The organism is Embleya sp. NPDC050493 (assembly GCF_044458105.1).
Taxonomy (GTDB): domain Bacteria; phylum Actinomycetota; class Actinomycetes; order Streptomycetales; family Streptomycetaceae; genus Embleya.
This window is the reverse complement of sequence record NZ_JBITHP010000019.1, coordinates 138869-152969: the sequence shown is the minus strand read 5'-3', so window position 1 is coordinate 152969 and position 14101 is coordinate 138869. Positions and strand designations below refer to the sequence as shown.

The following is a 14101-nucleotide window of genomic DNA, read 5'->3' as shown; positions in this document are numbered from 1 at the left end:
CGGTGATCGGATGACGGTGACGGGTCGGGCGCGGCCGTCGACCGCCTTCCGGATGGGATATGTACGGGTTGACGCGTTGACGCACAGGGCCCACGTCGCGGATCCGAGCGTCCCGGTCGTGGTCGGTGCCAGAGCCATGGTGACGCTGTCGCCCACTGCGTCGGCGATGGCAAGCGAACCGACGGTGTAGAACACGCCGTTCGTCAGCTTGATCTCGTCCTCGCCCGTGGCGGGCGGGATCGCGGGAGTCACGACTCGGCCGGTCAGGTCCTGCAGCTCACCGGGCCGGACAAGTCGGCCTCGTTCGCATGGTCCGAGGCCGAAGCCGACGATGTACTGCTCGCCTTGGTCAGCGTCGTCCCACAGGCCCCGGTCGGTGGCCCCGCTTGCTCCTTCCCTTGGTCGGGTCGGGTCAGGACGTGGCTGAGGCCCCGCGGCTCGTATCGCGCGGGGCCTCAGGTTCAGGGGTGATGCGGGTCGGTCAGGTGTTCCACTGTCCAGTGACAGTGGAAATCATGCTGATCTGCATCTGGATCGTGGTGATCTTCGAGTCGGTGGGGACTTCGTAGGTGACGTATCCGAGTCGGCTGCCGCCGGGCGGGATACTCACGCTGGACGGGAACGCCGGGCCCGCGGACGTGTCGGCGAAAGTACTACCGAACTGTTGGCCATCGCTATCGATGAGATGGGAACCGAAGTTCGGCGTGTCGGTGACCGGCACATCCCCTTTGTTGGTGATTTTCCACTGGACCGCGACGTACCGGCTGCCGGCTTTCGGCTTGAGGTACTGATTCGCGGAGGAGGCGGGATCAACGAGTTTCGCCAGGGTGACGTCGACCGGGACGTCCTTGCTGTTCGTCAGAGTAAGCGTGTCACCGACCTTCGCAGGCGCAGGAGCGGCGGGCTTGGCCGAGGTGGGTGGAGCTGCCTGGGTGACCGGGGCAGCAGCCGTCGGCGCAACGGTGCCGCCAGGTGGTTCGGTGACGGAAGCGTCGATGATGGTGGGCTTGTTCGGCTTGGTGACGACCTTGTCGTCGCGGCCGTTGCAGCCGGCGAGCGCGAGTGTGCAGGCGACGGCCAGGGCGATGCCGGTGGTGCGAGTGTGCATGATCCCCCACGGGTTCGAATGCGGGGGACGCTACGCCTGTGCGACCGGCGTGGTGGCCGAATTCGCAGATCCGACCCGGCCGAGTCGGTGCCGCACGTGTTGCGGCCGTGTGCGGTCCGGACAGTGAGTCGGCCGACACCAGCGGACGAGGCGAGGACCTCTGGAGGAGACAGGACCAGGCTGCCTGGTAGCCGCGGGCACCGCGTAATCCGACGGTGATGGCTCTGGGAACAATCGGATGCCCGAGTATGGTCGCCGACTGCTCGTCACTCTCCACCGCCCCCGCCTCGCGAGCTGCCAACACCGGCTCACCCCCACCTGCGTGGGGACTTCTGGACCGCTACCACACGGGCCGGCAACCCGACTGGCTCACCCCCACCTGCGTGGGGACTTCAAGATCAACGGCAAGCAGCCGCAGCGCGGCTGCGGCTCACCCCCACCTGCGTGGGGACTTCCCTTGCTGACCTGCGCATTCTCACAGGCTTTGCCATGTCGTGATCCAAGTTCGGCAATTGAGGCAAGAAACGTTCCTGAATAGCGCCTGACCACCAGGTTTCCGCGCTCATCACTCCGCTCCAGCACCACCCATCCCGATCCATACGCCCATTCAGTCACACAAACCCTCCGTGCACACCCCTGCGCCCACCCGGCCTCCTTCGCCCACCGATCGAAGGCGACACCCAACGACCCGCCTCCCGCGAGAAGGCCCCTTCCCTCTCTCGCTCAGCGCCACAGCCCCCAACTCGTCCACCTTCCAAAAGCGGCCACCAGACAATGCCGGAGCACAACCCTCGAAGATCCCGAAGAGCGAAACCCATTCGAACAAAGACACGATAATCCGATATCTACGTGCAGAGATTCCCTCACCCGGCGGGCATCACCCCAGCACCCCCGGAGACCCCCAGCGAGGAATTCTTCAACCCATAGAACATCCTGACGAGCCATTCCCGGTCCGATATTCGGGAACGATCAATTCCACACCCCCCACACCCCCGGGCCTTCACACATCACGCACCTGTGACTACGCTTCGGGTACTTCACGACCGGGGGCCAGCGTGAAAACCATCGACACGGACATCTTTTCCGCACGCTTACGGACGAAATCCATACGTCCCGACACGCCGGGGGCTCCTGATCGCTCGAATCGGCGTTCCGATCAGGTAACCGACCTGACCGAACCGCCCAACTGCGCAGGCTTCGGGCGCATTCGACACTTCGGGATGGACACCCCCGATCCATGGCCCGACAACCCACTACCGATCCTCCCCGCCGCCCACCGCCTCGGGGTCGTCGAGAGCACCACCCGCAACGCGCAGGTCTTCCAAAACGCTTCCTGCAATTGGCGATGCTGGTACTGCTTCGTACCCTTCGACCTCCTCGCCGCGAACGAGGCCAAAACCGCATGGCTCACCACCGATCGGATGATCTCCCTTTATCGCGCGGAGACAACACCACCGCTCGTGATCGACTGCTCCGGAGGACAACCCGACCTGATCCCGGAATGGATTCCGTGGATGATGGACTCCCTCACCCGCGAAGGACTCCACACCACCACATACCTGTGGTCGGACGACAACCTCAGCAACGATTACTTCTGGCGTCACCTCGACCCCGACCAACGACGCACCGTCACCGCCTACCGGAACTACGGCCGAGTGGGCTGCTTCAAGGGCTTCAACGCCCGGTCGTTCGCCTTCAACACCCGCGCCGAACCGACTCTCTTCACACGACAGTTCGAACTCTTCGCGCGACTACTCGCCACAGGCATCGACCTCTACGCCTACGCGACCTTCACCGCGCCGGACGACACGAACCTGGACCGCGACATGACGGACTTCGTCGACCGCCTCCAGGAGGTCCACCCCACCCTCCCCCTGCGCACGATACCCCTGCGCATCGAGGCATTCGGAGTCGTACGGCCGCGACTGCACCCCGAACACCGACACGCCCTCGAAATCCAGGATCAGGCCATACGAGCCTGGAACCACGAGATCGAACGACGATTCGACGCGCCCACGCGCGCCCTGGCCATGCCGGACGCGCCGCCGAAAGCGTGATCGGCCGTGGAATTCGACGTGTCCGACACCGAGTTCACCGACCGCCTCGTCGCCTGGCTACGCAGCCTCGACGACTCCACCCTGGGCGACCCCCACGCCGTCGTACGCAACTCCCCAGGCTTCTACCCCACCACCATCCTCGCGTTCTGGCCCGAGGAGATGGCACGCCGCGGCCTGCGCCTCGCGCCCACCGCCCCCACCGCGCCGACCCCCTACCCGTCTGCCATCCGGGCGACTTCGCATGGCGCTTCACCACCGACACCGCCCGCCGACTCGTCCGACGAGCCACACACCACCTGAACCACGACAGCACCGTGCTCCTCCTGGGCACGCCGACGACGTTCCTTTCGGCCGCGGACGCCACCTCGATCCACCACCACGTCCTGCTCGAGCGAAACGACTCCGTCGTCGACTCGTTGAACAGTGGCGTCCACGACGGGCACACCGTCGTCCGTCTCGACATCGCCACCGACCCGCTTCCCGCCCTGGAAGGCGCAGCAGCCATCGTCGACCCTCCCTGGTACCCGGCCGACACCACACACTTCCTGATCGCCGCGGCCACCATGTGCCTACCCGGCGCCCGGACCCTGCTGTGCCAACCCACCGCCACCACCCGGCCCGGAGTCCCCGAGGAACGCGCCCTGCCCACCCGGACACTGCCGGACCTCGGCTTCCGACTCGTCGCCGTCGAACCCTCCGCCGTGCGCTACCGCATGCCCCACTTCGAGGCCGTCTCCCTCGCCCGCACGGCCCCGGCGGTGACCGTACCCGTCGACTGGCACACCGGCGACCTGTTCGTCCTCGAACGCCGCGACACGGCCCCACCGCCGCGACCGATCCACACCACCACCGACCCCGCCCTCGACGAAATCGCCTTCGGACCGGTCCGCATCAAACTGCGCGCCGCCGGCGGACCCGACCTCGGCGAACTGGACGACCCTTCTACCGGGCCCCGCACACGGACCCAACCGGATTTCCGCACGATCCGGCGGCCGCCCCGGCGAAGCCCGGTCGCTTCGGTCGCTGTCTCGGTCGCCACGAGGAAACGCGCCTCACCGCTCCACCGCTCGCTGAGTTCGTCGACCCATCCGGAAAACTCGATCCTTCGGTCCTTCGGTCCTTCGGTCCGTCGCCGGCCCCGTCGCCGCCCCAGCGGCACCCGACGTCGGCATCTCGCACCAATCCGTCGGCCACGGACCCAGGTTCCCCCGCGTCCGGGAACGACGCCACCGGCAATCCCCGCCCTTCCGACGGACGACATCCCGCCCGAGCCGACCGGATAGCGGCCCCCGCCCCCGCCGCCACCCCCGCACCCCCGCACCCCCGCACCGCCGCCGCGACCCTCGTGCTGATCCTCGGCCTCCTCCTCACCGCACGCGGCAAGGGCTCCGGCAACATCGGCGTCGAGAACGACGGCAAGGCCTACGACCGACTCGTCACGGGCATCGAGGACTTGGGCGAACACGGCCGCGAGGGCGCCCTCCGCGACCTGACCACCTTCACCTGGGACAACGTCTACGTCTTCTTCGAAGGCGCCTCCCGCAAGGACATCGAAACCGCCACCGGCGACCGCATCGACCTCCCCGACGGCAGCGCCGGCGGCTCCGACTACTACTCCGGCGCCGGAGCCCTCTTCGTCTTCACCCACAACAAACACGCCACCCGCGCCATCGCCGTCCCCTACGGCGGCGTCACCGAAGCCGGCGGCCCCCGGCCATCCACCGCCCGCCAGACTCCTGGTGCCCCCGGCTCACCGGGCACCCTCACCCTCCAGGGCTGACGCCCTGTCGCAACGACCGATCCGCAGCGTCCGGTTTCGGTTCTCCATCGGGTTGTTGGTGTACGGCCGCCTCGTCGCCTCCGAGGGATGTTCGCCCGTGGTGTGGAGGTGTACTGGAGGCGGCGGTGCACCCCGGACCGGGGATGCTTGTGGTCCTGGTGCGGGTGCGATCTGCGCCGCAGAGGTCTCGCTCGTCAGGTCGCGGCTCACCCCTACGCGTGTGGGGACTCGGCAGCAGCAATGTGGTGGTGTGGGAACCGTGGTGGGGCAACATCGACTCTCCGGTGGGCCGGCCAGGGTACGGCGGTGCGCCCGCCACAGGTCGACTCGATCCTCGGCAACCCTCCCGCGCCCGCCCGCCGGGGCGGCGTCTGCCGGCTTTGGCCGAGAACCGGATGCGAACGCCGCGTTGTCGACGCGTCTTGGCCACTCGACGTCCGCGACCGCACGCATCCGGTGGTCACCGCGATCGAGGCGGGTGCTGCCCCAAGGCGAGGACGGCGAATGGAACGCGGTCCGCGGGTGGGCCCGCGAGTGGGATGATCGCGGGCAGCGCGGTCGCGGCAGGCGCGGCGCGGCGGCGGGTGTCGTCGGGGTGGCACGTGGCGAGGGGACGCAGGTGGGGGACGGCGTGAGCGGGCCGATGGCCGGGGATCCGGCGCAGATCGGGCCGTACCGGATCGAACGGCGGCTCGGCCAGGGCGGGATGGGCCGGGTCTATCTTGGGCGGTCGGCGTCGGGGCGGGCCGTGGCGGTCAAGGTCGTGCGGCCGGACCTGGCCGAGGATGCCGACTTCCGGCGGCGGTTTGCCCGTGAGGTGGCGGCTGCCCGTGTGGTGAGCGGGGCGTTCACGGCGGCCGTGGTCGATGCCGAGCCGGACGCGCCGAGCCCGTGGCTGGCCACGGTGTTCGTCGAGGGCATGGCGTTGTCCGACGCGGTGGCGACGCACGGGCCGTGGCCGGAGGGGCCGTTGCGGGCGCTGGGTGCCGGGTTGGCCGAGGCGCTGGCGGCGATTCACGCGGCGGGGGTGATCCACCGCGATCTGAAGCCGTCCAACGTCATGTTGGCCCCGGACGGTCCCAAGGTGATCGACTTCGGCATTTCGCGGGCGGTCGAGGCGAGTGTGCTCACCCGCACGGGCAGTACGGTCGGTTCGCCGGGATTCATGTCGCCCGAGCAGTGCGACGAGCGCCCGGTGGGGGAACCGTCGGACGTGTTCTCGCTCGGCGCCGTAGTGGCGTTCGCGGCCCGCGGAATCGGGCCGTTCGGGCACGGGTCGGTGCCGGCGCTGCTGTATCGCGTCGTGCACGACACGCCCGATCTCGCAGGTGTGCCGGCCTCGTTGCTGCCCCTGGTGTCGGCGTGCCTGGACAAGACGCCGGAGGCGCGTCCGACGGCCGCCGAGGTGCTGGCCGGGTTGGCGATCGCGGCCGACGTGGCGGGGGCGCGGACGGGGTGGTGGCTGCCGCCGGCGGTGGCTGCGGCGATCACGGGTGCGGGGCGGGACGAGGGTGTCTCGGGGGCTTCGGCGGTCACCGTTCCCGGGGTGGTGGAAGCGGTCGAACGGGAGGCGGTGTCGCCTGTGCCGCCGCCGCCCCGGACGCCTCTCATGCCCGGCCGGCCGCCGTATCCCGGCGGGTTCCCGATGACTCTGCCGCTGCCGCCGGACAAGCCGTCTCGGTCGCGGCCTCGGCGCCGTGCGCTCCTGGCCGCCGGCTCGGTCGCCGCGGTGGTGGCGATCACCGTCGCGGTCGTCCTGGCCACGCGGGGCGGCGATGCCGGCAACCGGCCCGCCGGCGCGGGTGCCACCTCGCCGAAGGCGAGCGCGACGAGCACGGCCGTGTCCGGGGCGCCGCCCACTCGACCACCCGCTTCCTTGGTGTCCGGCGGGCAGTCGCCGTCCGCGTCCTCGTCCGGCGCGACGGCCCGATCGCGTACCGAGCCGGACATTCGCCGAATCGACGTCGGCGCGGGCGGCGGGTCGGCCGTCCGCGTGCTGGAACCCGGTTCGGGCCCAGAGGTCAGAGCCGGGCAGCAGATCGTGGCGGACTACGTGGGCTTCTATCAGAGCGACCGCACAGTGTTCGACTCCTCGTGGTCACGCGGCACCCCGGCCGTGTTCACCATCGGCACGGGGCAGTTGATCCAGGGCTGGGAAGAGGGCGTGGTCGGCCAACGCCTGGGCAGCCGCGTGCAATTGGTGATCCCGCCCGAAAAGGGCTACGGCGCGAACCCGCCCGGCGAAATGCGCCCGAACGCCACCCTCGTCTTCGTGATCGACCTCGTGGGCACGGCCTGACAACGCCGCACCACGCCCGGCGGGAGCGGCCGGGCAGGAAATATCGAAGGGGTTTCCCTGGCGCTCGGCCCCATGTACATCATCACTCCCAGTGGCGCGCCACCATCCCCGATGACATCGACACCGGAATTCACGAACAGAGCGTGGTCGCCTCCGGTACCGACGCGGCCCCGGTCATCGTCCCCAGCGTCGCCCACCCACCCACCGAGTCGCCCACCTACCCACCGACCCGCGGGAGACCCCTTCCCGGGCAGCCTCGACCCCCTCCCGTCGACGAAGCGCTCCCGTGTCACGGGTCGGCGCTCCTGGGTCGGGCACTCGCCGACTGGTGTCTTGCGGTTGCCGGCACGGGTTGGATCTTGACGATCGTTGGTGTCGACTGCGAGCATCGGCGGCATGCTGACGCGATTGGTGCTCACACGGCGACGCCATGTCGACCTCTCGCGTGTCTCCAGCGCCTTCTGTTGCGCCGAGGCCTGATTTCGGGTTCGGTCTCGTAGGCCCGCCCGCTTCCCGTGCTCACGTCTCCTGGTGGACAGCGGTTGTCGAGCGATCACCTCAGCTCCTGAACACGATGCTCGGTGTGCCCCGTGCGCCCGGTACGCCCCGTATGACCGGTGCGCTCGTCGTGTTCCGTGCGTTCGTCGTGTTCCGTGCGTTCGTCGTGTTCCGTGCGCTCGTCGTGTTCCATGCGTCTGTCGTGTTCGGTGCGCTCGTCGCGTTCGGTGGCATCGGGGTACCGAAGATTTCGGGAGCATCGCAATCGGCGGTGCCCGCGACGGGAGTTCCGCATGTCCGCGCCTGCCGAGGGCGGCGGCGGGCTTCGCGATCGAGGGCTTCGACTCCGCGGACCTGAGCCTTCTCGACGACCGGGACAATTTCGGCCGGCGCCTCACCGAGAGCAAGGGCGTCACCCCTTCGACGGGGTGTGAACGCTGGGCTCCTCGGCGATCCACCGCGTCGACAAGGTGTCCCGACGCCACACGTCAAAAACCCTCACTGTGCCGACGATCCAAGCGGAGTCTTCCCGTGTCCCTCACCTTTCACTGGTTCCTGCCCACCAACGGTGACAGCCGGCATGTCGTCGGCGGCGGCCACGGGGCTCCGGTCACCACCTCCGGGCGGGACCGGCCGCCGACGGTCGCGTACCTGAGTCAGATTGCCCGCGCCGCCGAGGATCTCGGCTTCGTCGGTGCGCTCACGCCCACCGGCGCCTGGTGCGAGGACGCCTGGTTGACCACCGCGATGGTCGCCCAGCACAGTGAACGCCTGAAGTTCCTGGTCGCGTTCCGGCCCGGTTTCGTCTCGCCGACGCTGGCCGCGCAGATGGCTTCCACCTTCCAACGCCACACCCGTGGGCGGCTGTTGCTCAATGTCGTCACCGGAGGCGAGAGCCAGGAGCAGCGCGCCTTCGGCGACTTCCTCGACAAGGACGCCCGCTACCGGCGTACCGGTGAGTTCCTGGAGATCGTGCGCGGCCTGTGGGAGGGCAAGACCGTCGACGTGCGTGGCGACCACCTCCGGGTGGAGGCGGCAACGCTGGCCCGGGTCCCCGATCCGGTGCCCGAGGTGTACTTCGGCGGTTCCTCGGCCGTTGCCGGAGAGGTCGCGGCCCGACACGTGGACGTGTACCTCACCTGGGGCGAGCCACCGGCCCGGGTCGCGGAGAAGATCGCCTGGATCCGCGGGCTGGCGGCGGAACACGGGCGCGTGCTGCGCTTCGGTATCCGCCTGCACGTGATCACCCGCGACACCTCGGCGCAGGCATGGGCGGAGGCGGAACGGCTGTTGGCCGGCTTCGATCCCGAAACGGTGAGATCCGTACAGGCGGGGCTGGCCCGCAGCGAGTCGGAAGGGCAGCGGCGGATGCTGGCACTGCACGGGGGTGGCAGCCGGGACGGCTTGGAGATCCATCCCAACCTGTGGGCCGGAATCGGGCTGGTGCGCGGGGGCGCGGGCACGGCGCTGGTCGGGAGCCACGCCGAAGTCGTCGAACTGATCAAGGAGTACGCGGCGTTGGGAATCGAGGAATTCGTGCTCTCCGGCTATCCGCACCTGGAGGAGGCGTACTGGTTCGGGGAAGGGGTGCTGCCGAGGCTGGCCGCGGAGGGCTTGTGGCGGCACCCGGACGAGGAACGCGCGGTCGTGGCCCGGGACGTGTCGTAGGCGGCGGGACGAACCCGCCACCTGCGCTCGGTCGGCCTGACCGCTGAAACCGGGCCGCCGCACCACGGCCGACACCGACGCCGACGCCGACGCCGACGCCCGCAGCACGGCCGGCCTGCGTGTCTGGTTCGGCCTGTGTCCTGGCCTTTACCCTGGCCTCGGACGCCATGTGGACCGCAACGACCGGCAACTCCCCCTGGGCGTCGGCTCGTCCGTCGTCCCCAGCTTCGCAATGAAGCGATTCCCGCATGGAATGGAGGAGTTGGGTCACGCTGCGGCCCGGCTCCCCCGGGGCCAACGCTCTGCCGACCGGTCGGGGACACGATCCGGCCGAGGACACGATCCGGTCGAGGGCACGATCCCATCGGGAACACGACGGCGGTGACGGCCGAGCGGATCGCCCGCAGCAACCCCCTCCCGAGCCGGCAGGAGCGCCACGCCCCGAACCCGGAGGGATTCCAGCGGGAAAGACGACAGTCCGGGTGCGGCGTCCTTCGCGACCCGACCCGACCCGAAGCGTGGAGAACTGCGTGCGACCGGTCGGGAGGTGTGAGCCACCCGGCAGAACGAGGGGCGTGACTCCCGGACACCGAAGATCGTTCACCTTCGCGTGATCTACTCCGGCGCGCCACTCAAGACGCCTCACCTCGCCGAGACCGCTCCGCCACCGGGCGAGGCACTGGTGCGGACACATCGTTGGCAGGGTTTCTCCTGCGAATCACGCGCCATCCACGCAACCGCCCCGTACTTCCCGCCTGTGCTGCTCATCGGTGGGGCATTCCAGCGCAAGGAATCCTGGGGACGCTGCGAGGAGGTGTTCCTCGAAAGCATGGACGTGTTCACCGTCGATCCCCCCGGTTGGGGAGCCGCCGACCCGCTGCCCGAGACCTACGGCGTGGACTTCCTGGCCGACGCCGTCTGCCACATACTCGACGAATGCGGTGCCGGGCAGGTCAACATCCTCGCCGGCTCCTACGGAAGCGCCATCGCCTACGAGATCGCCCGGCGGCACCCCGACCGGGTCGGGCGCGCGGTCCTGGTCGGCACGATGACGGCGGTCCCCGACCACGCGCAGGCCGCGATGCGCCGCGCCTTGGAACACCTGGCCGCAGGAGACATGCAGACGTACGCGCACGCCTCGGTCGACTTGCTCATGACGCCGGATCACCTCGCGGAAATCCCCAACGGCACCCGCATCCGCGCTCTGTTGCTGCGCCGCATCCTCAACCTCTCCGCGACGGAGGCGCACCAGATGTACACCAATACCCTGCGCCTGCTCACCCATCAGGCCCTCGACACCAGCCGGCCGCCTCGAACACCGATCCTGACCGTGACCGGCGAATACGACTCGTTCACCACCCCCGAACTGTGCCGCCGGATGGCAGCAGCGTGTGCCGACAGCTGGTATGCCGAGATCCGCAGCGCCGACCACATGCTCATCCTGGAACGGACCGTCGAGACCGCCGACTTGATCACCCGTTTCCTCGCCGGCAAGCCACTGGGCGGCCTGCCCTACTGCCGTACCGTCGAGCGAGTGTCACCGGCCATCACCCCGCCCACCGATCCCATCCGCATACTCTGACCCACGCCGGAAGGCCGCTCCGGCACGCGTGCACACCGAGGACCCGGCATGGTGATCGCCGGGACCTCGGCTCAACACACGGCGGCCGTGCCCGGTAGCGGTTCAATGAGCCGTGCATCTTCCCAGTCGACGACCGGATATCCCGTTCGGGATCCACCTCACGTCGGTCTGCGATACGACCGAGCATCGGTGGAGCCCACTGGCCTCGCACGCGAAGGTACCCTCCCTGCTCGACGATGCGGGCGAACTGATTACGCTCGCCCCCGAAGGACGTTGCGAGCTCCTCGCCCGGGCCCGTCTCGATGAGGTCGAGCTCGAGTTCCGCGCGCAGATCGACGCCGGGCTCACGCCGACGCACCCGGACTTCCGCTGCCTGGCGGACGGCGGACGAGACGACATCCTCGACCTGACCGTGGCTCTGGCCACGGAGTGCGGCCTGGCTGTGCGGGTCTGGCTCGCAGCTGGACGCCAGAGGATGCGGCAGCGCGGCCTGCCGGTGATCGACAACCGCGGTGGGCCGGCGCGGGTCCTCGTCGAGGAGGTCGAACTCGCCGGAGGCGATCGTGTCCGCCGACTCCCGGCGTCGGGCCGGGCTTGACGGCGCCGGGCAGCGCCGTGTTCACCGTGGCGACCCTGGTGCTCGTCCAGGTGGATCATCGGTCGGGTCGACGTGGGGCACCGCGACGTGGATCGCGGAGGGTTCCCGTCGATCAACTCGCGTAGCGCGCGATCCGGTTCCCCGGACGTTCTCCGCCTGCCGTGCATGCCGACACACGGCCAATAGGTCCGCGTGTGCGGATTCCGCCGCGTCTGCGCGCCGGTACACCCGCGGCGAGAGTTCCTCGACCGCGCCGCGTCCTCGGCGACCAACTCCGCCTGTCGCTGCATCGGTGACCGAACGCCCGCACGGGCCGGCCCCGTTGTGGGCGCGGTACACAATCTGCCGACCGGTACAACCGTCTGCCGCCGCCGCCCGTCCAACTCTCGGGACATCCACACCAGGGGGCAACATGCGACGCATCATCCGACACACCACCACCGCCACCGCCACCGCCGTGGTCGCGGCATTCCTGCTCGCCGCGGGCTGCGACGGTGGAGACGACGACAGGAAGGCCACCTCCGCCGACCCGGACGGCCGCCCACCCGCCGGCACGGTGACCTCGGTCCCACTACCGGCGGACCGCGCACCCACCGTCGCCGCCCCGGATACCGGTCCGTTGGAGACGGCCGTCCGCGCCTACACCGCGCGCATGTTCGCCGGCGACGGCCCCGGCGCCTACACGATCCTGTCGACCCGATGCCAGGGCAAGACCACCGAAGCCGAGTACAACGCGATGGTCGACCAGGCCGAGAAGGTCTACGGCGTATTGACGGTCAGGACGATCAAGATCGACGAAATGCACGGCGACCGGGCCCGCGTCACCTACGCCGTCGGCGTCCCCACCCTCGACCGCCAGGCCCAACCCTGGACCCTCGAGGCCGGAACGTGGCGCTGGGACGCCTGCTGAACGTGCCCCCGGGCCACCGCCGGTACGCCGGGTCGGTGGGCGCTCCTGCTCGGAGCCCGCCGCGAGCCGGCGGTAGCAGAGGTCGGCAGGTGTGCAACGCCGACGCGCCCCACGATCACCGCGTCACCGCGTCACCGGCGTCACCGAGTGGCCGAGTGGCCGCATCGCGCGATGCGCAAATGCGCTCGCCGGTCGACACTTACGGCTCTACTCTCGCGGGGATCCCAGAGCGACGAAAGGGCAAGCAAACATGGTCGGTCACGGCACGGTCGAAGCCATCAACGGACTGACCGCGCGTTGGGCCGCCGCGACCCGGCCCGAGAAGAGCACGGTACTTGCCGCAGCCGGAGTGTGGCCCTTGCTCGGTCTCCTCGCCGCCGGTGCCGCAGGTCCCGCCCGGCAGGAACTCTCGGCTGCACTCGGCGTCCCGGCGGACGACGGCGCAACGGCGGCACGAGACCTGCTCTCCACTCTCGGGGCCATGCGTGGCCTGAGCATGGCCCTGGGCCTGTTCACTCGCGACACCCTGCCCATCGAACCGACCTGGCTGGACCAACTGCCCGCCGAAGTACACGGGCAACTCACCGGCGACCCCGCCCGCGACCGATTGCACCTCGACTCCTGGGCGGCAACGTGCACGGACGGGCAGATCGACGCGATGCCGATCACGGTGAACGACGAGATCCGGCTGGTGCCGGCCTGCGCCCTGACCCTCCGCACCGACTGGGTCCGGCCCTTCATCCCAGGCGTACTCGAAGCCGAGACAGGTCCCTGGCGCGGCAAGGTTCTGGCCGGTCTGTCCCGAACTTCAGGTCTCTTGAACCGTGTCGGTGTCGCGGACACGGCGGCCGGCCCGCTCACCGAACTTCAGGTCGTCGGCGCCCACGGCATCGACGTCCACCTGTACCTCGGAACTCCCGAAGCCACCGCAGACCGGGTACTGGCTGCCGCCGTGGCCACACTCCACAACCGACGGGCGACCGTCCCCGGCGATTGCCTCCCCGACGGCGCACCGGGCCCTGGGCTGTCCGTGGCCCGCGTCCCCAGTGTCGACGGCGAACCCGCCCTCCACGTGGATACCGTCGCGTTCACCGTCAAGGCCCACCACGATCTCCGTGCCCACGCCGACCTGTTCGGCCTGCGCACGGCAATGGACGTCTCACAGCACCACTTTCCCGGCATCAGCGCCGAACCCCTGGCCATCCGGCAAGCCGCGCAGACGATGACGGCGACTTTCGGCGCGCGCGGCTTTCGCTCCGCAGCCGTCGCCACCTTCTCCCTAATCGCTACCGGCATCCCGCGCCACGCCTTCCGGACCCGCGAGATCAGCGTCCGCTTCGATCGCCCCTTCCGCCTTCCTCGCCCTGCACCGCACCTCTCGACTCGTCCTCAACGCAGGCTGGGTCACCGATCCCGATACCTTCGAGGAAGCCTCCGACGACTACTGAACGGACGTTGAGTCCGATCTTCCTCGGCTCGTGAGCGCTCGATCGGCGTACCGATTGTCAGGTCGACGGCCCTTTGGGCGTGCCCATGCCGAGACGCGGGGCATGGAGCGAGAGCCGTACGCCGCCGACTTGTCGGATGAGCGGTGGGTGATG

General features: G+C 69.4%; 12 protein-coding genes. 11 read left to right on the top strand and 1 reads right to left on the bottom strand.

What is annotated here, in order from left to right; all coding sequences use genetic code 11:
- Positions 1–481 precede the first annotated feature (481 nt).
- Entirely contained in the window at positions 482–1108 is a 627-nt protein-coding gene (locus ACIBM5_RS30860; protein WP_396009837.1) for a DUF4352 domain-containing protein, read from the bottom strand.
- 1220 nt (positions 1109–2328) lie between these two features.
- Here ACIBM5_RS30860 and ACIBM5_RS30855 point away from each other — a divergent pair.
- The 11 genes from ACIBM5_RS30855 (at position 2329) to ACIBM5_RS30805 (ending at position 13959) form a co-directional block, all read left to right on the top strand.
- On the top strand, positions 2329–3165 hold the full coding sequence (locus ACIBM5_RS30855) for a hypothetical protein (protein WP_396009836.1): 837 nt from the start codon (positions 2329–2331) through the stop codon (positions 3163–3165).
- Positions 3166–3183: 18 nt separating this feature from the next.
- Complete coding sequence (locus ACIBM5_RS30850) at positions 3184–3465, top strand: hypothetical protein (protein WP_396009835.1); 282 nt, start codon at positions 3184–3186, stop codon at positions 3463–3465.
- A 14-nt stretch (positions 3466–3479) separates the two neighbouring features.
- Positions 3480–4448, top strand: coding sequence for a hypothetical protein (locus ACIBM5_RS30845; RefSeq protein WP_396009834.1), 969 nt, complete (start codon positions 3480–3482; stop codon positions 4446–4448).
- 62 nt (positions 4449–4510) lie between these two features.
- Positions 4511–4945, top strand: coding sequence for a hypothetical protein (locus ACIBM5_RS30840; RefSeq protein WP_396009833.1), 435 nt, complete (start codon positions 4511–4513; stop codon positions 4943–4945).
- 631 nt (positions 4946–5576) lie between these two features.
- Positions 5577–7244, top strand: a complete 1668-nt coding sequence (locus ACIBM5_RS30835) for an FKBP-type peptidyl-prolyl cis-trans isomerase (RefSeq protein WP_396009832.1) — start codon at positions 5577–5579, stop codon at positions 7242–7244.
- 396 nt (positions 7245–7640) lie between these two features.
- Positions 7641–7724 carry a putative leader peptide gene (locus tag ACIBM5_RS30830; protein ID WP_396009896.1) on the top strand — a complete coding sequence of 28 codons (84 nt, stop codon included), beginning with the start codon at positions 7641–7643 and terminating at the stop codon, positions 7722–7724.
- A 549-nt stretch (positions 7725–8273) separates the two neighbouring features.
- On the top strand, positions 8274–9410 hold the full coding sequence (locus ACIBM5_RS30825) for an LLM class flavin-dependent oxidoreductase (protein WP_396009830.1): 1137 nt from the start codon (positions 8274–8276) through the stop codon (positions 9408–9410).
- 610 nt (positions 9411–10020) lie between these two features.
- Positions 10021–10992, top strand: coding sequence for an alpha/beta fold hydrolase (locus ACIBM5_RS30820; protein ID WP_396009829.1), 972 nt, complete (start codon positions 10021–10023; stop codon positions 10990–10992).
- 112 nt (positions 10993–11104) lie between these two features.
- Positions 11105–11590: a ChbG/HpnK family deacetylase gene (locus ACIBM5_RS30815; RefSeq protein ID WP_396009828.1), complete on the top strand. Its 486-nt coding sequence runs from the start codon at positions 11105–11107 to the stop codon at positions 11588–11590.
- Between the two features lie 412 nt (positions 11591–12002).
- A complete protein-coding gene (locus tag ACIBM5_RS30810; protein WP_396009827.1) occupies positions 12003–12500 on the top strand; it encodes a hypothetical protein in 498 nt (165 codons plus the stop codon).
- A gap of 250 nt (positions 12501–12750) precedes the next feature.
- Complete coding sequence (locus ACIBM5_RS30805; protein WP_396009825.1) at positions 12751–13959, top strand: serpin family protein; 1209 nt, start codon at positions 12751–12753, stop codon at positions 13957–13959.
- Positions 13960–14101: the final 142 nt, after the last annotated feature.

Coding starts and splice junctions, on each gene's coding strand:
- ACIBM5_RS30860 (WP_396009837.1), bottom strand. CDS start 1,108: ATGCACACTCGCACCACCGGCATCGCCCTGGCCGTCGCCTGCACACTC.
- ACIBM5_RS30855 (WP_396009836.1), top strand. CDS start 2,329: ATGGACACCCCCGATCCATGGCCCGACAACCCACTACCGATCCTCCCC.
- ACIBM5_RS30830 (WP_396009896.1), top strand. CDS start 7,641: ATGCTGACGCGATTGGTGCTCACACGGCGACGCCATGTCGACCTCTCG.
- ACIBM5_RS30810 (WP_396009827.1), top strand. CDS start 12,003: ATGCGACGCATCATCCGACACACCACCACCGCCACCGCCACCGCCGTG.
- ACIBM5_RS30805 (WP_396009825.1), top strand. CDS start 12,751: ATGGTCGGTCACGGCACGGTCGAAGCCATCAACGGACTGACCGCGCGT.